Here is a 20,483-nt window from a genome sequence, read left to right on the forward strand (position 1 = left end):
TGGTTCCGGTGTTCATGATGCGGATCAACGCGGTCTTCCGCCGGCCCGACTAAGCTGCTGGCAACGTTCCACGGACATTCCCCCATGGCGTCACCTCCCCTGCCCGCGCTGCTTGCCGACGCACAGGGCTTCTCGCTGCAGATCCTCAGCCTGGCCGGTGAACTGTGGAACGGCGAGGTGCGCGAGGTGAGCGTGCCCGGCAGCAACGGCCGCTTCGGGGTGATGGCCCGGCACGCACCGCTGCTGGGCACGCTGCGCGAAGGCATGGTGTCGGTGTATCCGCTGAAGGCCGAACCGCCGCTGCACGTGTACGTGTCCGGTGGCTACGTGGAAGTGCAGCCTGGCAAGGTGATCGTGATGGCCGACCTGGCCGTGCGCAGCGATGATCTCGACGAAGGACGCGCGCGGGTGGCCGCAGAGGCCGCACGCTCGCCGATGGCTCAGGCGTTCACCGACGAAGACTACGTGCGCCTGCACGCCGAGCTGATGCACCAGCGCGCCGTGCAGCTGCGCGGGCTGCCCTGGAAATAGCACCTCCGCCTTCACGCGAGCCCCACATAGACGTGCTCATGCTGAACAGGCGGTAGTGATAGATGACGCATACAAGATGTTGCATGGATACAGCGGCCTTTGGACCGGAGGATTCGGTCCCTCGCTGATCCTGGTACGACGTTGTGGTGCTACGGGGGTCGTGCGGTCCACCCAGTTCCGTTTCGGAGTCCAGTCATGACAGCCATTACCCCATGCGGCCCGCGCCGCATGCTCGTTACGGCCATCGCCGTGACGCTCGCGACGCTGCCCCTTGCTGCAGCAGCAGCCACGCTCACCGGCCCCGGCAGCACGCACACCATCCAGCCCGGCGACCTGCGTGAGGACTGGACCGTGTCCGACGGCGCCGAACTCACCATCGCCGCCGGTGGTCTGGCAGGCCCCACCCAGGTCGACAACGCGCGCGTGATCGGCACCGACGTGGACATCAGCGGGCTGTTCGGGATCCGCGTCGCCAACGGCGGCAGCGCCGACATCAACGGCGGCACGATGACCTTCACCTCTCCCTTCGCCGACGCTGGCGGGGTCTCGTCTGGCAGCACCATGGGCATCAACGCGGTGACCGTCACTTCCGCCGGGCGCGGCTTCAGCGCCACCGGCGACGGCAGCGAACTCACGTTGACCAACACGACCATTACCGCCGGCGGAGAAGCGCTGCAGGTGGACGATGGTGCACTGCTGGTGCTGGACAACGTACAGGCCAGCTCGGATGGCAGCGCCAGTGGCGCGCTCGGCTACGGGCTGGACATGGCCGGCGGCACCGCCCGCGTCAGCAACAGCACGCTGTCGGGCTCGCTGGCCGGGGTGGCCATGACCGGCGGCGAGCTGGTCATGGACGCCTCGACGATCACGTCCAGCGGCACCGCGCTGTCGATGGTCGGCACCGGCACGGCCGGGCCTGCCGCAACGCTGTCGGGCTCCGAAGTCACCGGCAGCACCGGCGCCACCGTCACGCGCGGTGCCAACCTCACCCTGGCGGGCAGCCAGGTGCGTGGCACGGCGGGCAGCGGCAGCGGCGCCAACAACGGCGTGGGCGTGGCGCTCAACAATGCCACGCTGGTCGTCTCGCAGGGCAGCACCCTGGAGGGCAGCAACAGTGCCCTGTCGATCACCGGCAGCGCGGCCGGCACCAGCAGCGTGGTGGTGGACCAGTCGCGCCTTGTCTCGACCAACGGCCCGGCGATTGTCATGCCGCAGTCCGGCAATGCCGACCTCCGCATCGCCAACGGCTCCACCGTCGAGGCCGGCAACGGCGTGATCCTGCAGGTGGGGTCAGGCGCTACGGCCAACCTGGAGGTGGTCGCCTCCGCGCTGGTCGGCGACATCATCGGGCAGACCCGCGGGACCAGCCGCGCCGAGGTCAACATCGCACTGGGCGAAGGCGCATCGCTGACCGGCGCGATCGTCAACGGCAACACGGTGGCACTGACCGGCGCGCAATGGCAACTGACCGGCAACAGCACGGTGCAGGACCTTTCCGTGGGGAGCGGTTCGCTGCTCCAACTCGGCGATGGCAGCAGCTTCAACACGCTTGAGGTCGCCGGCAATTACGTCGGCGACGGCGGCACGCTGCTGTTCAACACGGTGCTGGCCGGCGACGACGCGTCGTCCGACCGGCTGCTGATCGACGGTGATACCAGCGGCCAGACCAACGTACGGGTCAACAACGTGGGCGGCGCCGGGGCGCAGACCAGCCAGGGCATCAGCCTGATCGAGATCGGCGGTGCGTCCAACGGCACCTTCGACCTTGCCGGGCGCGCGGTGGGTGGACAGTACGAGTACTTCCTGTTCAAGAGCGCTGCCGACGGCAACTGGTACCTGCGCTCGGAACTGCCCGACCCGTGCGACGCCGACCCGACCCAGCCCGGCTGTGTCGATCCGGAACCCGATCCCTGCCTGATCGATCCGACGGCGCCGGGCTGCGTGGATCCCGAACCGGACCCGTGCGCGATCGATCCCACCCTGCCCGAGTGCGTGGACCCCGAGCCGGTGCCGGTGCTGCGGCCGGAACCGGGCGCGTACCTGGCCAACCTGCAGGCTGCTGAAGGCATGTTCCGGCTCGGCTACCACGAGCGCCACGCGGGCCAGAACAGTGGGCGTGCCTGGGTGCGCGTGGATGGCGCGCGCTCGCGCTTCGATGCCGACAGCCGCCAGCTCGACGTGCACGGCAGCAGCCAGGCACTCAGCGTCGGCACCGATCTGCTGCGCACCCCGCAGGGCAGCGGCTTCGGGGTGATGCTGTCCAGCGGCAATGCCTCCAGCACCTCGACCAGCACACTGACCGGGTACTACGCGCGCGGCAAGGTGCGCGGGGCCGCATTGGGCGTGTATGCCACCTGGCGCGCCGCCGGCGATGGCGACCCGTACACCGGTTTCTACCTGGACGGCTCGCTGCAGCACGCGCGCTTCTCCAACCGGGTGGAAGGCGCCGCGCTGGCCACCGAACGCTACGACACCCGCGCCTGGCAGGGCGCGCTGGAAGCCGGCCACGCGTTCCGCCTCGGTCGCGGCGAACACGGCGGCGTGTTCATCGAGCCGCAGCTGCAGGTGGGCTACACGCGCTGGAACGATGTGCGCCATCTTGAACAGAACGGCACCCTGGTCACCACCGAGGACGCCAACGGCACGTTCGGCCGCGTGGGTGTCCGCCTTTCCGGCGTGACCCGGTGGGACGGCCTGGCGGCCAGCGTGCAGCCCTACATCGCCGCACACTGGATCCGCACCGGCGCCGACGCGCGCGTGCGCATGGATGATGAGCGGGTGGATGCGCGCATTCCGCGCAACCGCGGCGAATTCAGTGCCGGCGCCTCGCTGGTGTTCGCCAACGGGTTTGGCGCGTGGGGCGGGTTGTCGCTGCAGCAGGGCCAGGGGTACTTCCAGCGCAGCGCGCAGCTGGGGCTCAGCTATCGGTGGTGAGACGCGTGGACAACAGGCCACGCCGCTTGAACCACCCTTCCAGCGGCAGCGTCACCAGCGGCGGCACCGCTGCCAGCAGCGCCAGGCCGGCGGCCCACCACGGCCAGCGCAGCTTCACTGCCGCCAGCACGGTGACCACCACGTAGACCATGAAGGCCACGCCATGCACCGGCCCGAACAGCGCCACGCCGGCGGTGGTCGGCTCGGCGGCGTGGTACTTCAGGTACATGCCGACCAGCAGCCCGGCCCAGGTAAACGCCTCGAACAAGGCGACAACGGCAAACACACGGCCCATCGGGTGCAACGGTACGGAAGCGCGCAAGACAGTCTCTGCAGGGGCGACAAGGCCGCCCATCATACCGTCTTGCGCGAATGCGACGCTTTCGCACTCAGACGAACATGCCGCCCGACGCTTCCACGCGCTGCGCGTTGATCCACGCCGTACGCGGCGACAGCAGCGCGGCGACGACCGGCCCGATATCGTCCGGCTGCCCTGCGCGACCCAGCGCGGTGTTGCCGGCCACCATCGCATTGATGTCGGCGTTGTCGCGCACGTGCCCGCCGCCGAAGTCGGTTTCGATCGCGCCCGGTGCCAGCGTGTTGGCGCTGATGCCGCGCGCGCCCAGTTCCCTGGCCAGGTACCGGCTGAAGACTTCGATGCCGCCCTTCATCATCGCGTAGGCCGAACTGCCCGGCAGCGAGAAGCGGGCCAGGCCACTGGACACGTTGAGAATGCGGCCACCATCGGCGATCAGCGGCAGCAGCGCCTGGGTCAGGAAGTACGGCCCTTTCAGGTGCACGGCGACCAGCTCGTCGAACTGGGCCGGGGTGGTGTCGGCGAAACCGGCATACAGGCCTTCGCCGGCATTGTTGAACAGCCCCTGCAGGCCGGTCGCGCCCCAGGCCTGCAGTTGTGCCTGCACGGCTTCGGCGAAGCCGGCAAAGCCGGCGCTGTCGGCCATGTCCAGCGGCAGCGCGGCGGCACGCCGGCCCAGCGCCTGGATCTGGGCGACCACGGCGTCGGCCGCATCGGCCCGGCTGCGGTAGGTCAGCAGGATGTCGGCACCGTCGGCCGCCAGCGCCAGCGCAGCATTGCGGCCGAGGCCGCGGCTGCCGCCGGTGATCAGGACAACGCGTGAGGGGGAGTGGGACATGGGGTGCTCCTGGGTGAGGTGTGACGCCAGACTATTGGCATTGCGCCATCACATAAACCGCGCGATCCTGATTTGACTGTCCAGTCAGAGTGAACAATCCATGGACCGCCTCGACCACCTGCGCAGCTTCCTGCGTGTTGCCGAACTGGGCTCGTTCACCGCCGCTGCCGAGCAGCTGGGCCTGCCCAAGGCCAGCGTGTCGCTGGCCGTGCAGCGGCTGGAAGCGGAAGTGGGCGTGCAGCTGCTGCACCGGACCACCCGCCGGGTGCGGCTGACCGCCGACGGCGCGCAGTTCCAGCAGCGCGCCCGCGACCTGCTGGACGACATGGAGGATCTGCAGGGCATGTTCCGCCGTGACACCCAGCTCAAGGGCCGGCTGCGGGTGGACATGTCCAGCGGGCTGGCCCGGCAGCTGGTGATTCCCCACCTGCCGGACTTCCTGGCCCGGCACCCGGGACTGGAGATCGAGCTGAGCGGTACCGACCGCCGCGTCGACCTGGTCCGCGAAGGCTTCGACTGCGTGGTCCGGGTCGGCCCTTTGGACGACAACACGCTGGTGGCGCGCCCGCTGGGGGTGATGCACATCGTCAACTGCGCCAGCCCGGCGTACCTGGCTGCACGGGGGATGCCGTACGCGCTGGAGGATCTCTCCCACCATGCGCTGGTGCATTACGTGGGCACGCTGGGCCAGCGCTCGCCGGGCTTCGAGTACCACGACGGCCAGGCCTACCGCAGTGTGCCGATGCGCGGCGCGATCACGGTCAACAGTGGCGAGGCCTACAGTGCCGCGGCGCTGGCGGGGCTGGGCATCATCCAGGTGCCACGGCTGGGTGCGCGCGTGGCGCTGGCCGCTGGGACGCTGGTGGAAGTGCTGCCGGCGTGCGTGGCCGAGCCCATGCCGGTGACCCTGTTGTACGCGCAGCGACGACATCTGCCACGCCGGGTGGCCGCCTTCATGGACTGGATGGCGGCGCTGGTCACACCGGAGCTGCAGCGGTTGGACTGAACCGCAACCGCGCATACACGCGCTATCACGCACATTCATGCACATTCATGCGCATTCATGCGCATTCGCGCACTGAATCAGGTACAGTGCGCGCATGACGACTCCCGACACCCTACCCGGCGAACGCCAACAGACCATCCTGCGCCTGCTACGCGAACAGGGTCGCGTGTTTTCGGCCCAGCTCGCGCTGCAGATGGAGGTGTCGGAGGACTCGATCCGACGCGACCTCCGCGAGCTCGCCAACCAGGGGCTCTGCCGGAAAGTCCACGGCGGTGCGCTGCCGGCGGCAGTGGAATTCCCGCCCCTCCCCGCACGCCACGCGCAGCAGCCGGCGCAGAAGCACGCGCTGGCCTTGGCCGCCGCCGCGTGTATCCGCCCGGGTGAGCGCATCCTGCTCGATGCCGGTTCCACCAACAGCGCCATCGCCGCGTGCCTGCCGCAACAGCAGGGCCTGCATGTGATCACCAATGCCCCCGACATCGCCCTGGCGCTGCTGGCGCGCGGCGGGATCGAGGTGACCCTGATCGGCGGGCGGCTGGATCCCCGCGCAGGTGCCTGCATCGGTGCGCAGGCGCTGGAGACGGTGGCCGGGCTGCGCGCGGATGTCTGTTTCATCGGCACCTGCGCAGTCGATGCCGAGGCGGGCCTGTGGGCCATCGATGGCGAAGAAGCCCCTCTCAAGCGGGCAGTGCTGGCGGCGAGCAGCCGCTGCGTTGCAGTAGCCACCAACGACAAGCTCGGCACGCAGGCTGCCTACCGCGTGGGCGGGGTCGAGCAGATCGACCTGCTGGTGATCGAGCACGATGCTCCTGACGCGCAGGTGGCGGCATTCGCGCGTCGTGGCGTCGATATCCAGCGCGCTGCGCCGTACTGAGGCTGCCTTGATGATCGACTCCGCTCTTTCCGCGCGCGGCACGCGCGCCGAACAGCACGCCACCCGTGCGGCGTTTTTCCTGCCCGGCTTCGCCACCGCCGCCTGGGCACCCCTGGTGCCGTTCGCCAAAACCCGTACCGGGCTGGATGAAGGCTCGCTGGGCCTGGTGCTGTTGTGCCTGGGCGCCGGTTCGCTGCTGGCGATGCCCTTGGCCGGCATCCTGGCCGCCCGCCATGGCTGCCGCGCGGTGATGATCGCCACCCTGCTGATGGTGATGGCCAGCCTGCCGCTGCTGGCGGTCGCGCCCTCGCCGTGGACACTGGGCCTGGCCCTGTTCGTGTTCGGCGCCGGTGTGGGCGCCTGCGATTGCACCATGAACATCCAGGCGGTGATGGTGGAGCGCGACAGCGGGCGGCCGATGATGTCCGGCTTCCACGCTTTCTACAGCATCGGCGGTGCGGTGGGGGCCGCTGCGATGACCGCGCTGCTCGCGCTGCGGCTGCCACCGCTGTGGGTGTGCGTGCTGGCCTCGATGGCGATGGTGGTGGTGCTGGCGGTTTCAGTGCCGTACTGGCGGCGTGACCGCGCGCCGAGTGGCGCGCCGGTGTTTGCGATCCCGCATGGCGTGGTGCTGGCGATCGGCGTGCTCTGTTTCGTCGCCTTCCTTGCCGAAGGCGCCATGCTCGACTGGAGCGCGGTGTTCCTGCATGAAGTGCAGCAGGTACCACCGGACCGCGCCGGCCTCGGCTTCATGACCTTCGCCATCGCCATGACCGTCACCCGCCTGGTCGGCGACGGCATCGTGGCGAAACTCGGCCGCCTGCGCGCGATCCTGCTGGGCAGCATCGTGGCCGCGGCCGGCTTCGGCATCGCCACCTTTGCCGGCGCCCTGCTGCCGGCCCTGCTCGGCTACGCACTGATCGGCCTGGGCTGCGCCAACATCGTGCCGGCGCTGTTCTCCATGGCCGGCAACCAGAAGACCATGCCCGAAAGCCTGGCCATCCCCGCCATCACCACGCTGGGCTACGCAGGCGTGCTGGCCGGCCCGGCCCTGATCGGTTTCGTCGCCCAGGCCAGCAGCCTGGTAACGGCCTTCTGCCTGGTGGCCGCTGCCGTGCTGCTGGTCGGCATCACCGCACGCTGGGTGAAGGCGTAGGCTCACGCCCTGCGTGCCTGCAACGCTCAATCAATGGGCAAGCGCGTAATCGATTGCCGCGCACACTGCCGCCACCTGTGCATCGTTGCACTGCTGCGGAGTCGCACGCGGGCTGTCCGGATACACCTCGGTGGTGGTGGTGAAGCGCGCGCCGGTGATGCTGGCGCACAGCCCCAGCTTCTTCAGCGGATATTCGATCACGCCCGGTGCCACCACCGGCGAACCGATGATTTCGTTCTTGTCGTCGGCCGGGGCGATGTGGGTCACCTGCTCCACCGCCGCATTGACCGCCTGCTGGAACGCCGGCTGCGGGTTTTCGGTGTCGTCCACCAGGTAGAAACCATCGGGAATCAGGCCCGGGGCGAACGGCTTGCCATCGCGCGCGGCCAGCGCCGGGCGGAACTCGCTTTCGTCGCTGTCGGTGGTTTCGTGCAGGTCGATGTGCAGCACCATGCCGTCACGCAGGGGTGCCACCAGCGCCATCAGCGCCGCCGATTCCTGCGCCTGGCTGTCGGCCACGAACGAGCGGTTCGGGTCGGTCGCATCGGCATTCCAGCGCTGGAAGCGCTCGTAGCCCCACGGGCTCACGCACGGCGCGACCAGCACATTGGCACGCCCGGCGTAGTCGGCCGCACGCGTGGCCAGGAACTGCAGCGCGCCTTCCACGCCGCTGGTTTCGTAGCCGTGCACGCCACCGGTGACCAGCACCGACGGCAGCGCCGGGTTCCAGTCGCGGCTGCGCACGGCAAACAGCGGGTAGCGGTCCGGTGCGTACTCCAGGGTGCCGTACTGGACCACCTCGAACCCGGCGCGCAGCCGTTCCAGCACCGGCAGCACATCGTCGGCATAGCGCCGCACCGGCAACTGCCGCGCCCGCCACTCCGCCTTCTCTGCAGCGCCCCAGGGCTGGCCGGGGGTACCGATGGGATAGAAGCGGGTGTCATTCATGGCGGGCTCGCGGTTGTCACGGAAGAACCGCGATTTTAGCCTGCACCCCACGCCCCTACCAATCGCCGTGGCTCCCGGCCATCATGGGCTGGCATGACCGTCATGCGCCTCCGCTGCCCTCATGGCCCGCGAAAACTTCAACGATCTGCAAGTCTTCGTGACCGTGGCGCGCGAGCGCAGCTTTACCCGCGCTGCGGCGCAACTGGGTGTTTCGCAATCCGCGCTGAGCCATACCGTGCGCGCACTGGAGGAACGACTCGGGGTGCGGCTGTTGACCCGCACCACCCGCAATGTGTCGATGACCGAGGCCGGCGAGCGTCTTTACCTGAGCGTGGCACCGCGGCTGGAGGAAATCGAAGCGGAAATCGCGGCGGTGGCGGAGTACCGTGACCACCCGGCCGGCACCATCCGCATCACCGCGTCCGAACACGTGGCCAACACGGTGGTGTGGCCCCGCCTGGCCGCCGTACTGCCCCGCTACCCTGATTTGAAGGTGGAACTGACCATCGACTACGGGCTGGCCGATATCGTCGAACAACGCTACGACATCGGAATCCGGCTCGGTGAACGGGTCGCGCAGGGCATGATCGCCGTGCCGGTCACCGGCCCGCAGCGGATGGCGATCGTCGGCAGTCCCGCGTACTTCCGGACCCACGCCGCGCCGCAGCGGCCAGGCGACCTGGCCGCGCATGACTGCATCGGCCTGCGCCTGCCCACCCATGGCGGCTTGATGGTGTGGGACCTGCGCAAGGACGAGCAGAACGTCAACGTGCGCGTACAGGGCCAGTGGACCTTCAACAGCAGCATCGCCATGCACCGCGCCGCACTGGCCGGCGCCGGATTGGCCTACCTGCTGGAAGACATGGTGCTGGAGGACATCGCCGCTGGGCGCCTGCAACGGGTGATGCAGGACTGGTGCGATGTGTTCGACGGCTTCCATGCCTACTACCCCAGCCGCCGGCAGTCCTCCAGCGCGCTGCGCGTGGTGATCGACGCGCTGCGCGTGTAACGCCACGCCGTCACGGGCGCAGCAGCACCTTGCCGTTGCGGCCCGGTTCGAGGCTGGCTTTCGCCGCTTCGGCTACCTGATCCAGCCCGAACACGGCGTCTACAGGCAGGCTCAACCCGCCCGTGGCGGCCAGCTTCAGCAGCTCGCCCACCAGCGCACGTTTCTTCTCCGGGGCCATGTTCTGGCTCACCTTGCTGCCCCAGAAGCCCTTCACCACGGCCTGCTTGAAGATCACATCACCAGAACCCAGCTGCATCGGCTCGCCGGTCATCGAGCCGAACGACACCAGCGTGCCGCCCTCGCCCAGCAGGCCCAGCAACTCGCCGCTGGCGCGCCCGCCGACCGAATCGACCGCCGCCGCCGCACCCTCGCCTACCCGCGCCTGCACCTGCGCCAGCCAGTCCGCCTGCGTGGTGGAAATCGTGTCGTCGATGCCCAGCGCCGCCATTTCGGCCACGCCCGCATCGCGCCGCACCAGGTTCACGCAGTGCACGCCACGCGCCTTGGCCAGCATCGCCAACGCCTTGCCGACCGCACCGTTGGCCGCGTTCTGCACGATCCACTGGCCGGCGTCCACCTGCAGGAATTCCAGCAGCATCAACGCGCTGAGCGGCATGGCGATCAGCTGCGCGGCCGTTTCATCGTTGATGCTGTCCGGCATCGGAATCACCATCCGCGCCGGCGCAATGAACTGTTCGGCCCAGGTGCCATGCACCGACGCCGCACTGACCCGCTGCCCGACCTGCAGGCTGGTCACGCCCTCGCCCAGCGCGTCGATCACGCCGGTGCCTTCGCTGCCGCCGATGGCAGGCAGCTCGGGCTTGTAGCCGTACTGGCCGCGCACGGTCCACAGGTCATGGTTGTGGATCGGCGCCAGCACGGTGCGGATGCGCACCTCGCCCTCACCGGGTTCAGGCGTGGCGGCCTCACCGCCATGCAGGACGACGGTCGGGTCACCAAACTGTTCATGCAATGCAGCGCGCATGCGAATCTCCTGTATCAACGACGATGGCGGTGTGCGGCGACCACGCCCACGCGCGGTGCGCGCCAGGCCCGGGTGCGCAGCAGCAGGGTCTGCAGCACCAGCAGCGCGGCCACGGCCAGCGCCAGCACCGCAACGGTATCGGCACCCGGCAGGCGCCAGCCGGATTGCTTGATGTACACGCCCACCAGCGCCCAGATCACCGCCGCCGGGTAGGCGAAGTGCCCACGCAGGCGGTAATTCATCACCCATGCGAGCAGCGTGGCCAGCGCCAGCAGCACCACGCTCCACGACAGCATGTCGCCAGTCGGCAGCCACTGGTAGGCCACGATCACCTGGGCGGTGTTCAGGAAGGCGGCCATGGTCAGCCAGCCCGCGTGCAGCGCCAGCGGATAGGCGGCGAAGGCGCGCTGCCCGGCACTGGCGGTGGCCGGCGCCGCGCGTACCGCAGCAACCAGCAGGCACACCAGCGCCAGCCAGATGATGGCCAGCGCCGGCAGGAACGCCTGGTTGGAGAACACCGGCATCCACGCCGCCGTCAGCGCGAACCCGGCGGCGGCCCAGCCGCGCGCGCCGGCAATGTCATCGGGCCGGCGCTGGCGCAGCTGCCACAGCCCGAAGGCCACGTCCCACAGGAAGATCAGGCCCCAGATCGAAAACGCATAGCCGGCCGCGACCAGCAACGTGGGATAGCGGTCGGAGATCGCACCGTTGGTCGGGCCGAACTGACCGGTCTGGGACAACCACGCCACCAGCGGCATGGCCAAGGCGGCCAACAATACGATCCAGCGCATGCATCCACTCCAGCTCAAAGAGCACCGACCATACGCGCATTGCGGTTAAGAAGATGCCATCAACCCAACGCCGGATGCTCGTGACCGTGCTGCAACGCCTTCAAGGCGCCGGTGCCGCCTACGAAATGACGCACGATCGGCGCGTGCTCGTTGCGGTGCAGCGCCCTGACCTTCTCCTGCAGGGTCCGGTCTTCAGCGGTGACCCGCTCATGCTGGCGCAGGTGCTCGATCCAGGACGCGGTCACGAAATATTCCAGGTGGATGCCCGGCGTGGCCACGTCCTCGGCCACGCCCCAGATCACCGCGCCATCGCGGCGGCGGGTACGGCCGAGCTCGCCCAGCAGCGCATGGAACGCGGCGCGGTCGGCATCATCGATGTGGTACTCCACCGTCACCAGCACCGGGCCGCGGTCGTGGGTGACCGGCACCGCCAGCTCGGGCGCAGGCCAATGCCCGGCCGGGCGCAGGTCCAGTTCCTCGCTGCCGGCGATGCGCACGCGCCACACCAGCAACCCGCCGATCACCGCGCCCACCGCCGCGAGGGTCAGCGCCAGCGGAATCGAGGTGCGCTGGGCAATGCTGCCCCAGCTCAACCCACCGGCAGCCATGCCCAGCGAGAACACCATGATGTACAGCGACAGCGCACGCGCCCGCACCCACGCCGGCACCGCGGTCTGCGCGGCGATCTGCAGCGAGGACAGCACCGTGATCCAGGCAAACCCGTTCACCAGCATCGCCAGCGGCAACAGCGCCATGTGCCGCAGCCAGGCCAGCCCGAACAGGCTCAGCGCGCAGGCGAGCGTGGCCAGCAGCACCAGCAGGTCACGGTCCAGCCGCGCGCGCAGGCTCGGCAGCACCAGCGCGCCGCTGACCGCACCGATGCCGATGCAGCCCAGCAGCAGCCCGTACGTGCCTGCCCCGCCGTGCAGTTCGCTGCGTACCACCAGCGGCAGCAGCGCGGTCACCGCGCTGGCGAAGAAGAAGAACCCGGCCGACTTGATCAGTACCGCCTGCAGGCGGCCGGCGCGCAACGCGTAGCGCACGCCGGCGCGCAGCCCGGCGCCGAAGCCCTCCGGCGGCAGGTTGGAAGCCGCCGCTTCCTGCTTCCAGTTGAACAGCACCCACAGCATCGCCGCGAAACTCAGTGCGTTCAGGCCGAACGCCCAGCCCGCGCCCAGCTGCGCCACGATCAGGCCGCCGATGGCCGGGCCGAGCGAGCGCGCGATGTTGATGCCGATCGAATTCAACGCCACCGCCGAGGCCAGCATCGGTCGCGGCACCAGCTCGGACACGATGGCGGCCTGTGCCGGCATCGCCATGGCTGCGCCACAGCCCATCGCGAAGGTCAGCAGGACCAGCAGCGGGGGCGTGAGCATGCCCAGTGCCGTCAGGGTGGCCAGCGTGGCGGCCACCAGCAGCATCCAGCCCTGGGTGAACAGCAGGTAGCGCCGGCGGTCGACGATGTCGGCCAGCGTGCCGGCGACCAGCGCCAGCAGCACCACCGGCACCGTGGTGGCCGACTGCACCAGCGCCACCATCAGCGGCGATCCGGTGCGCTCGGCCATCACCCAGGCGGCGGCAACGTCATTGACCCAGGTGCCGACGTTGCTGCCCAGGATGGCCAGCCACATCGCGCGGAACAGCCGGATCTTCAGCGGCGACCACGCGCCGGGGGCGGCGTTGTCATGTGTGTTTACCATTTCCATGCTCCTACTACCGATGCAAACAGGGTGTCGCGGCCGCTGGCCGCGCGCAGGCCGGGACCGGCCTCGAACCAGGCCAGCTGGCCTTTCCAGGTCCAGTGGTCGCTGGCCTCCCAGCTGGTTTCCCACTTGTACTGCTGGCCGATGCGGCGCGGCGTGCCGGCCGTGCCCGGCACCGCGGCCAGTGGCGCCGGCGTGGTGTAGACCGCGTCGCTGCGGCGATGCTTCCACGCCAGTTGCCAGCCGATGTCGGTGGTCAGGCCCGGGCGCAGGGTCAAGGTCAGCGTCGGCTGCACGTCCATCAGGTTGGCCGGCGCCAGCAGGCTGGCTTCGCTGAAGTACGCCGACTTGGGGTACATCGCATTGAAGGTGTTCAAGCGGCCATCGCCGGGGTCCTGGTCGCCACTGGCGATGTCCAGCTTGACGCCCAGCCGCGGCTGCCAGCGCCGCGCGGGCCAGCGCAGCCCGCTGTCGGTGGCCAGCGTCCAGGCACGGATCGCCAGGTTGCCCTGGGCACGCGACAGGGTGCCGCGCTGCGCGACCAGCTCGATGTTGGCGTCCCAGCGTGGCTGCAGCACGAACGCGCGCGTGCCGAGCGAGGTACGGCGTTCGTCGCCGACCGCGCTGGCGAAGCGTGCGCCATCGCGACCGTAGTCGAGCACGTACAGGTCGATGCCGGTGCCCGGCCGCCCAGGCTGCCAGGTGGCGTAGCTGCCGAGCAGGTACTGGTCACGGTCGCCGCGGTCATCGAAGGCGCCGCTGCGGTTGTCGACCGGGCGTAGCGCCATCACGTCGAGCTTCAGTGCGCCCTGTTGCCACCGCCCGCGCACGCCATCGAACGCCAGCCGGATGTTGGGCCCATCGCGCACCGAAAGCAGGCGCGAGCTGCCATAAGCGGCCTCCTGCCGGCCGAGTTGCCACGTTGCATGGTCGCCCTGCCAGCGCACGAAGCCCTGCTGCAGGTCGAGCGCGCCCTGGTCGGTGCCGCCGGGCCCGCCGGCGCGCCCCTGCTCTGCATGCACGCCAAGCTGCACCAGCCCATCCCAGCGACCGCGGTGCGCCGCCACCGACCCCAGCGCGCGCAGCAGGCCGTATCCGTCCTCTCTACCCTGTATGCCGAACCGGGTCGGGTCGTAATACATGCCACGCAGGCGCAGCGAGGTATCCACCTGCACCTCACCGCCGCCGTCCAGCGCGATGCAGCGACCGGTATCGCCCGGCGTGCAGGCAGATGCCAGCGGCGGCAGTGCCGTCGCCAACGCCAGGCTCAGAACGCGAAGCACGAACATCCCAGCGCGCCCCAGAACGCAGTGGGCGCGTCGGTCGGCACCGGGTGCGCTGCTGCATGGCCGTGGCCGTGGGTGCGGCAGGCGCCGCCGTGGGCGTGCGCATGCGCGACCAGGCCGGTGGCGGCACCACCCACGTGGTACCCGCCAAAGCGGTTCACCGGCGACCAGTCCGGCATCGCCGGAGGAAGGGTCGGCGCAAGCGGGGCAAAGTCGCCATCGCCGTACACCACCCGCCCGCCGACCACGGTCAGCACGCTGGTGATATCGGCGATGCCGGCATCGTCCACCGAGAAGAAGTCCGACGAGAGCACGCAGAAGTCGGCCAGCTGGCCGACCGCCAGCGTGCCCTTGCGGCCCTCGTCGCCGGAGAACCAGGCACTGCCCTGCGTCCACAGCCGCAGCGCCTCTTCGCGCTCGAGCAGGTTCTCTTCGCCATACAGCGCCAGTCCGCCGACGGTGCGACCGGTGACCAGCCAGGACAGCGCCACCCACGGGTTGTAGCTGGCCACGCGGGTGGCGTCGGTGCCGGCACCGACCGGAACGCCGGCCTGCAGCATGCGCCGTACCGGAGGCGTGTGGCGTGCGGCGTCGGCGCCGTAGCGCTGCACGAACGCCTCGCCCTGGTAGGCCATGCGGTGCTGGATCGCCAGGCCACCGCCGAGCGCGCGGATGCGGTCGATGTTGCGCGGGGTGATGGTTTCGGCATGGTCGATGAACCAGTGCAGGCCATCGAACGGGATCTCGCGGTTGACCTGCTCATACACATCCAGGATGCGGTCGATGCTCTCGTCATAGGTGGCATGGATGCGGAACGGCCAGCGCTTTTCCACCAGCAGCTTGACCACTTCCTCCAGTTCCGGCTCCATGCCCGGCGGCAGTTCCGGTCGCGGCTCGTTGAACAGTTCGAAGTCGGCCGCGGAGAACACCAGCATCTCGCCCGCACCGTTGTGGCGCAGCAGGTCGTCGCCCTGACGCGGGGCCAGGATCTCGCTCCAGTGCTGGAAGTCCTGCGCTTCCTTGCCCTTGTTCTGGGTGAACAGGTTGTAGGCGATGCGCACCGTCAGCTCGCCGTCGCGGTGCAGCTGCTCGATGACCTGGTAGTCCTCGGGGTAGTTCTGGAACCCACCGCCGGCATCGATCACCGAGGTGATCCCCAGCCGGTTCAGCTCGCGCATGAAATGCCGGGTCGAGTTGGCCTGGTATTCGATCGGCAGGCGCGGGCCCTTGGCCAAGGTCGCGTAGAGGATCAGTGCGTTGGGCTTGGCCAGCAGCAGCCCGGTGGGATTGCCCAGGCTGTCGCGCACGATCTGCCCGCCCGGCGGGTCCGGCGTGGTCTTGTCGTAGCCGCAGGCGCGCAGCGCGGCGCGGTTGAGCAGCGCGCGGTCGTACAGGTGCAGCAGGAACACCGGCGTATCCGGCGCGATGGCGTTGAGCTCGGCCAGCGTCGGCAGGCGTTTTTCCACGAACTGCTCGGCGGTGAATCCGCCCACCACGCGCACCCACTGCGGTGCCGGCGTGATGTCGACCTGCGCTTTGAGCATGGCCATGGCGTCGGCCAGCGAGCGCAGCCCGTCCCAGCGCAGTTCCAGGTTGTAGTTGAGGCCACCACGGATCAGGTGCGTGTGGCTGTCGTTGAGCCCGGGCACCAGGCGGCGGCCGCCCGCGTCGATCACGGTTGCCTCGGCCAGTCCGGCGCGCACCTCGGCTTCGGTGCCGATCGCGACGATGCGCCCGTCCACCACCGCCAGTGCGTCGGCCTGCGGCAGGCGCGGGTCCAGCGTGGTGATGCGGGCATTGCGGATGAGCAGCGTGGTCATGGGTTTCTCCGGGTGCGTGGCGAAGGCGCGACCGGCCAGGCCCAGCGCCATCGCGGCGCCGGCGCCGAGCAGCAGGTCGCGGCGTGCAGGAAGGGGCGGATCACGGGACATGGGGACACTCCGCTCACGTCGAATGCAGCGCTAGGGCGCCGGGGCCAGCCAGGGCAATGGCCGACAGGGCCAGTGTCCAGAACAAGGGATACTCGATCCCGCCACGCATCCAGAACCAGCCCTTGGGCAGGGCCAGCACGGCGGTCATGGCCAGGAACAGCGCGGCAACCGCAGCCGCCACGCGCGCCTGCCAGCCCAGCAGCACGGCCAGGCCGGAAAGCACCTGCACCACGGCCAGCAGCAGTGGCACCGGTGCCGGCGCCGGCAGGTGGTACCCGCGCAGTTCCTCGGCAAAACCGGCCAGCCCGGGCCCCCCGAACCAGCCGAACAGCTTGCCCAGCGCGTGCGGCAGCAGGAATCCGCCTGCCGCCAGCCGCAGCACCAGCAGCCCCAGATCCAGGCCAGTGGCGCCGCCCATGCTCAGTGGCCGCCTTCCTGTGCGCCGAACATGCTCCTGGCGTACTGGATGCCCAGGCCATAGCCGCCGGCGTGTTCGCGGGCGATGCCGGTGGTGAGGTCGTAGGTGGCGCTGCGGCCCCAGTCGCGCTGCAGTTCCAGCAGGTACTGCACCGAGGTAAGCGGCACCGCGCCGGCCTGGATCATGCGGGTGACCGCACGCTCGTGCGCTTCGTCGCTGACATCGCCGCAGGCGTCGGTGATCACATACACCTCGAAGCCCTGGTCGATCGCCGACAGCGCCGGTCCGACGATGCAGACGCTGGTCCACAGGCCGGCGATGACCACGCGCTGCTTGCCGATGCGGTTGATCTCATCGATCACCGCCTGGTCTTCCCAGCAGTTCATCGAGGTGCGGTCGAACACCTTCTGGCCGGGGAAGACAGGCGCGATCTCCGGAAACATCGGGCCGGAGAATGACTTTTCGGCCACGGTGGTCAGCACCACCGGCACCTTGAAGCCGGCGGCACCCTTGGCGATCAGCGCGACATTGTTGCGCAGCGCGGCGACATCGATGGTGCGCGTGGCGAACGCCATCTGCGACTGGAAGTCGATCAGCACCAGGGCGTGATCGGCAGGCGACAGCAGCGAGGCGCCGGGAACGGCGGTGGCGGTGGTCATGGGAAATCCTTGGTGGGCGGGTAAGGCCATGGTGGCGGCCGCGGCCCGGTTGCCCTACCCCCCTTGGGTGGTGAACGCAGCTACTCTTTTGGGGGAGGCGCTCACCCGAAAGAGGGGGCGTGGCCGGCCCCGCGCCTGCGACAATCCTTCCCTGGCGCTGGCGGCGCACCCTGGAGATCCCGCATGACCCCTTCCTCCCCGTCGATCGGCATCCTGGTGGTCGACGACCATCCCCTGCTGCGCGATGGCCTGGCTGCCCTGCTGGACATGCAGCCGGACATGCGCCTGCTCGGGGAAGCCGCCGATGGCGAGGAGGCCGTGGCCCAGTACCTGGCCCTGCACCCGGACGTGGTGCTGATGGACCTGCAGCTGCCGGGCGTGGATGGCGTGGAAGCGATCACCCGCATCCGCCACCATGACCCGCGCGCGCGCATCATCGTGCTCACCACCTACCGCGGCGATGTGCGCGCGGTGCGCGCGCTGCAGGCCGGGGCCAGCGGCTACCTGCTCAAGGACATGCTGCGCCACGAACTGGTGGACACCATCCGCACCGTGCACAGCGGCCGCCGCGCCGGCATTCCGGCCACCCTGGCCGCCAGCATCGCCGCGCACGTAGTGGAGGACAGCCTGTCCCCCCGCGAAACCGAAGTGCTGGGCCACGTCGCCAGCGGTCGCTCGAACAAGGGCATCGGCGAACAGATGCGCATCTCCGAACAGACGGTGAAGGCGCACATGAAGAACATCATGGAAAAGCTCGGGGCCCGCGACCGCACCCACGCGGTCACCCTGGCCCTCAAGCGCGGCATCATCAGCCTGGACGACGCCACCCACGACCGCTAGGGCCGGCAACCGCGGCCTCAGCGCATGCGGACCAGCAGGGCGGCGCCTGCCGACACGGTTGCCAGCGTCGCCACGCCCGGCCACCCGAAGTGCGCCAGCACCACCGCGCCCAGCGCACCACCGGCCGCCATGCCCAGGAACACCCCGGTGAACAGCAGCGCATTGAGCCGGCTGCGCGCTTCCGGCGCCAGCCCATAGACCAGCGTCTGGTGCGAGACCAACGCGGCCTGGAAGCCAAAGTCGAACACCACCGCACTGATGGCCAGCAACGGCACGATCGCCACCCGCGGCAACCACGCATCCAGCAGCAGCATCGCAAAGCCCAGCAGCGCCATCCCGATGGCGATGCGCGCCACCGCGTGGCTGCCCAGCCGGTCGGCCCAGCGCCCGGCCAGCGGCGCCGCCAGCGCACCCGCTGCACCGGCAATGCCGAAGGCACCGGCCACCGCACTGCCCAGCTGGTAGCGGTCGTGCAGCATGACCGCCAACGTCGACCAGAACGCACTGAAGCCCACCGCCAGCAGCCCCTGCGCGAACACCGCACGGCGCAGCTGCGGCTGTCCACGCCACAGGTGGGCCAGCGAACGCAGCAACGCCGGATACCGCAACGACGTGGTCGGTGCCAGGTGCGGCAGCTCGCGCGCCAGTACCAGCGCCATCACCACCACCGAGCCGGCGGCAATACCGAACATCGCCCGCCAGCCCAGTGCCTCGGCGACCAGCCCGCTGGCCACGCGCGACAGCAGGATGCCCAGCAGCAGCCCGGTCATCACCTTGCCCACCACCGCACCGCGTTCGGCTTCCGGCGCCAGCATCGCCGCCGAGGGCACCACGTCCTGGGCCACGGTAGCCATCAACCCGATCAGCAGGCTGGCCAGCAGCAGCGTCGGCAGGCTGCCCGACAGCGCGGCGCCGGCCAGCGCGGCGGCCAGCACCAGCGACTTGAGCAGGATCAGCTGCCGGCGGTCGACGCGGTCGCCCAGCGGCGCCAGCAGCAGGATGCCCAACGCGTAGCCCAGCTGGGTCAGGGTCGGGACCATGCCCGTGGACTGCGCGTCGCTGCCCAGCCCGCTGGCGATGACGCCCAGCATGGGCTGGCTGTAGTAGATCGAGGCCACCGAAAACCCGGCCCCGGCCGCCATCGCGACGATCAGCCGCGACGGCACCGCAGGCCGGGGGACGGCGACCGCCGGAATATGCACGCTGGACATGAGCCACTCCACGCCTGAAGAAAGTGGCGCCAGCATCCTCCTTGAAAGAGAAGGCGTGTAGTAGGCTTCGGTACATATCCATCATACGAAGGTTGTATGAGCACTCCCTCCGCGGCACCGGGTGCGGACCGTATCGACCTGCTGGCCACCTTTGTCCGCATCGTCGAAAGCGGCAGCCTCTCCGCCGCCGCCGTACAGCTCGGCACCACCCAGCCCACCGTCAGCCGCCGCCTGCAGACCCTGGAACGGCTGTTCGGCCTGCACCTGATCAAGCGTTCCACCCACCAGATGACGCTGACCGAAGACGGCGAACGCTGCTATGCGCACGCCCGGGCCCTGGTGGACGACTGGGACGCGATCCAGGCCGACCTGCGTGGTGACGTGGACGTGCCACGCGGGCGCCTGCGGGTGGTGGTGCCACATGCCTTCGGCCAGGCCCAGCTGCTGGAACCGATGCTGCAGTTCATGGCACGCCATCCCCAGGTCACGCTGGAGTGGATGCTGGAAGACCAGCCGGTGGACTTCATTGCCGATGGGATCGACTGCGCCATCCGGGTGGGACCCGTGCAGGAACCACAACTGGTGGCGGTTCCGCTGGCCGAAGTGCCGCGCATCGTCATCGCCGCGCCCTCGCTGCTGGAGGCGGCCGACCCACGCGACCCCACCCTGCTGCCCGGCCTGCCGTGGATCGCCCTGACCACCTTCTACCGCGACCGTTTCACCCTGCTGCCGGCCGATGACGGTCCGGCGCTGCGGGTGGACATCCAGCCGCGCCTGCTCACCGACAACCTGTTCGTGGCGCGCCGCGCGGCGGTGTCCGGACTGGGCGCAGCGGTGGTGTCGGCATGGCTGGTGGGCGATGACCTGCGCGACGGCCGGCTGGTGCAGCTGGTGCCCGGCTGGGAGGCGCCGCCGTTGCCGGTGCATCTGGTGTACCCGGCCGCGCGCCAGATGCCCTCGCGGCTGCGCGCCTTCATCGACGCCATGAAGGCCAGCCTGCCGCATACCCATGGCATGCGTTCGTGGCCGATGCCCTCACCTTGATAA

The 20,483-nt window shown here is 69.6% G+C and carries 19 protein-coding genes; 8 read left to right on the forward strand and 11 right to left on the reverse strand.

Features of this window, described 5'->3' with window-relative positions:
* Positions 1–84: 84 nt before the first annotated feature.
* The gene (atpC, locus tag BAY15_RS10925) at positions 85–531 is read left to right on the forward strand and encodes an ATP synthase F1 subunit epsilon (RefSeq protein ID WP_068852374.1); all 447 of its coding nucleotides are present in this window, start codon (positions 85–87) and stop codon (positions 529–531) included.
* 195 nt (positions 532–726) lie between these two features.
* Complete coding sequence (locus BAY15_RS10930; protein WP_083214156.1) at positions 727–3,465, forward strand: autotransporter outer membrane beta-barrel domain-containing protein; 2,739 nt, start codon at positions 727–729, stop codon at positions 3,463–3,465.
* Here the strand turns inward: BAY15_RS10930 and BAY15_RS10935 are convergent.
* A complete protein-coding gene (locus tag BAY15_RS10935; RefSeq protein ID WP_428999299.1) occupies positions 3,449–3,760 on the reverse strand; it encodes a DUF3817 domain-containing protein in 312 nt (103 codons plus the stop codon). The two genes, BAY15_RS10930 and BAY15_RS10935, sit on opposite strands and share 17 nt — an antisense overlap.
* A gap of 94 nt (positions 3,761–3,854) precedes the next feature.
* Positions 3,855–4,619 carry an SDR family NAD(P)-dependent oxidoreductase gene (locus tag BAY15_RS10940; RefSeq protein WP_068852383.1) on the reverse strand — a complete coding sequence of 255 codons (765 nt, stop codon included), beginning with the start codon at positions 4,617–4,619 and terminating at the stop codon, positions 3,855–3,857.
* Between the two features lie 100 nt (positions 4,620–4,719).
* Here BAY15_RS10940 and BAY15_RS10945 point away from each other — a divergent pair, with 100 nt between their 5' ends.
* The 3 genes from BAY15_RS10945 to BAY15_RS10955 all read left to right on the forward strand — a co-directional run bounded on the left by BAY15_RS10945 (position 4,720) and on the right by BAY15_RS10955 (position 7,655).
* Complete coding sequence (locus tag BAY15_RS10945) at positions 4,720–5,625, forward strand: LysR substrate-binding domain-containing protein (RefSeq protein ID WP_083214157.1); 906 nt, start codon at positions 4,720–4,722, stop codon at positions 5,623–5,625.
* A 94-nt stretch (positions 5,626–5,719) separates the two neighbouring features.
* Entirely contained in the window at positions 5,720–6,499 is a 780-nt protein-coding gene (locus BAY15_RS10950) for a DeoR/GlpR family DNA-binding transcription regulator (protein ID WP_068852389.1), read from the forward strand.
* A gap of 10 nt (positions 6,500–6,509) precedes the next feature.
* Complete coding sequence (locus BAY15_RS10955; protein ID WP_068852392.1) at positions 6,510–7,655, forward strand: MFS transporter; 1,146 nt, start codon at positions 6,510–6,512, stop codon at positions 7,653–7,655.
* Between the two features lie 30 nt (positions 7,656–7,685).
* Here the strand turns inward: BAY15_RS10955 and BAY15_RS10960 are convergent, their stop codons facing one another.
* Positions 7,686–8,603 (reverse strand): M14 family metallopeptidase, encoded by a 918-nt coding sequence (locus BAY15_RS10960; protein ID WP_068852395.1) that lies wholly within the window; start codon positions 8,601–8,603, stop codon positions 7,686–7,688.
* Positions 8,604–8,724: 121 nt separating this feature from the next.
* Between BAY15_RS10960 and BAY15_RS10965 the strand changes: the two genes are divergently transcribed.
* Positions 8,725–9,612, forward strand: coding sequence for a LysR family transcriptional regulator (locus tag BAY15_RS10965; RefSeq protein WP_068852398.1), 888 nt, complete (start codon positions 8,725–8,727; stop codon positions 9,610–9,612).
* 10 nt (positions 9,613–9,622) lie between these two features.
* Here the strand turns inward: BAY15_RS10965 and BAY15_RS10970 are convergent, their stop codons facing one another.
* The 7 genes from BAY15_RS10970 to BAY15_RS11000 all read right to left on the reverse strand — a co-directional run bounded on the left by BAY15_RS10970 (position 9,623) and on the right by BAY15_RS11000 (position 17,385).
* On the reverse strand, positions 9,623–10,597 hold the full coding sequence (locus BAY15_RS10970) for a zinc-binding dehydrogenase (RefSeq protein ID WP_068852401.1): 975 nt from the start codon (positions 10,595–10,597) through the stop codon (positions 9,623–9,625).
* 14 nt (positions 10,598–10,611) lie between these two features.
* Complete coding sequence (locus tag BAY15_RS10975; protein ID WP_068852403.1) at positions 10,612–11,388, reverse strand: hypothetical protein; 777 nt, start codon at positions 11,386–11,388, stop codon at positions 10,612–10,614.
* A 59-nt stretch (positions 11,389–11,447) separates the two neighbouring features.
* The gene (locus tag BAY15_RS10980; protein WP_068852406.1) at positions 11,448–13,088 is read right to left on the reverse strand and encodes an MFS transporter; all 1,641 of its coding nucleotides are present in this window, start codon (positions 13,086–13,088) and stop codon (positions 11,448–11,450) included.
* On the reverse strand, positions 13,082–14,380 hold the full coding sequence (locus tag BAY15_RS10985; RefSeq protein WP_068852409.1) for an alginate export family protein: 1,299 nt from the start codon (positions 14,378–14,380) through the stop codon (positions 13,082–13,084). The genes BAY15_RS10980 and BAY15_RS10985 overlap by 7 nt, the downstream gene beginning before the upstream one ends.
* The gene (locus BAY15_RS10990) at positions 14,359–16,197 is read right to left on the reverse strand and encodes an amidohydrolase (RefSeq protein WP_208856146.1); all 1,839 of its coding nucleotides are present in this window, start codon (positions 16,195–16,197) and stop codon (positions 14,359–14,361) included. The genes BAY15_RS10985 and BAY15_RS10990 overlap by 22 nt, the downstream gene beginning before the upstream one ends.
* 124 nt (positions 16,198–16,321) lie before the next feature.
* The gene (locus BAY15_RS10995) at positions 16,322–16,726 is read right to left on the reverse strand and encodes a DoxX family protein (RefSeq protein WP_068852415.1); all 405 of its coding nucleotides are present in this window, start codon (positions 16,724–16,726) and stop codon (positions 16,322–16,324) included.
* 2 nt (positions 16,727–16,728) lie between these two features.
* A complete protein-coding gene (locus BAY15_RS11000; protein WP_068852418.1) occupies positions 16,729–17,385 on the reverse strand; it encodes a hydrolase in 657 nt (218 codons plus the stop codon).
* A 183-nt stretch (positions 17,386–17,568) separates the two neighbouring features.
* Between BAY15_RS11000 and BAY15_RS11005 the strand changes: the two genes are divergently transcribed.
* Complete coding sequence (locus BAY15_RS11005; protein WP_068852421.1) at positions 17,569–18,225, forward strand: response regulator; 657 nt, start codon at positions 17,569–17,571, stop codon at positions 18,223–18,225.
* Between the two features lie 17 nt (positions 18,226–18,242).
* Here BAY15_RS11005 and BAY15_RS11010 read toward each other — a convergent pair whose 3' ends face one another.
* Entirely contained in the window at positions 18,243–19,367 is a 1,125-nt protein-coding gene (locus tag BAY15_RS11010) for an MFS transporter (RefSeq protein ID WP_099047451.1), read from the reverse strand.
* 165 nt (positions 19,368–19,532) lie between these two features.
* Between BAY15_RS11010 and BAY15_RS11015 the strand changes: the two genes are divergently transcribed.
* Positions 19,533–20,480 (forward strand): LysR family transcriptional regulator, encoded by a 948-nt coding sequence (locus tag BAY15_RS11015; RefSeq protein ID WP_068852428.1) that lies wholly within the window; start codon positions 19,533–19,535, stop codon positions 20,478–20,480.
* Positions 20,481–20,483 lie beyond the last annotated feature (3 nt).

Origin of the sequence: Stenotrophomonas rhizophila, assembly GCF_001704155.1 — a bacterium.
Classification (GTDB): Bacteria; Pseudomonadota; Gammaproteobacteria; order Xanthomonadales; family Xanthomonadaceae; genus Stenotrophomonas; species Stenotrophomonas rhizophila_A.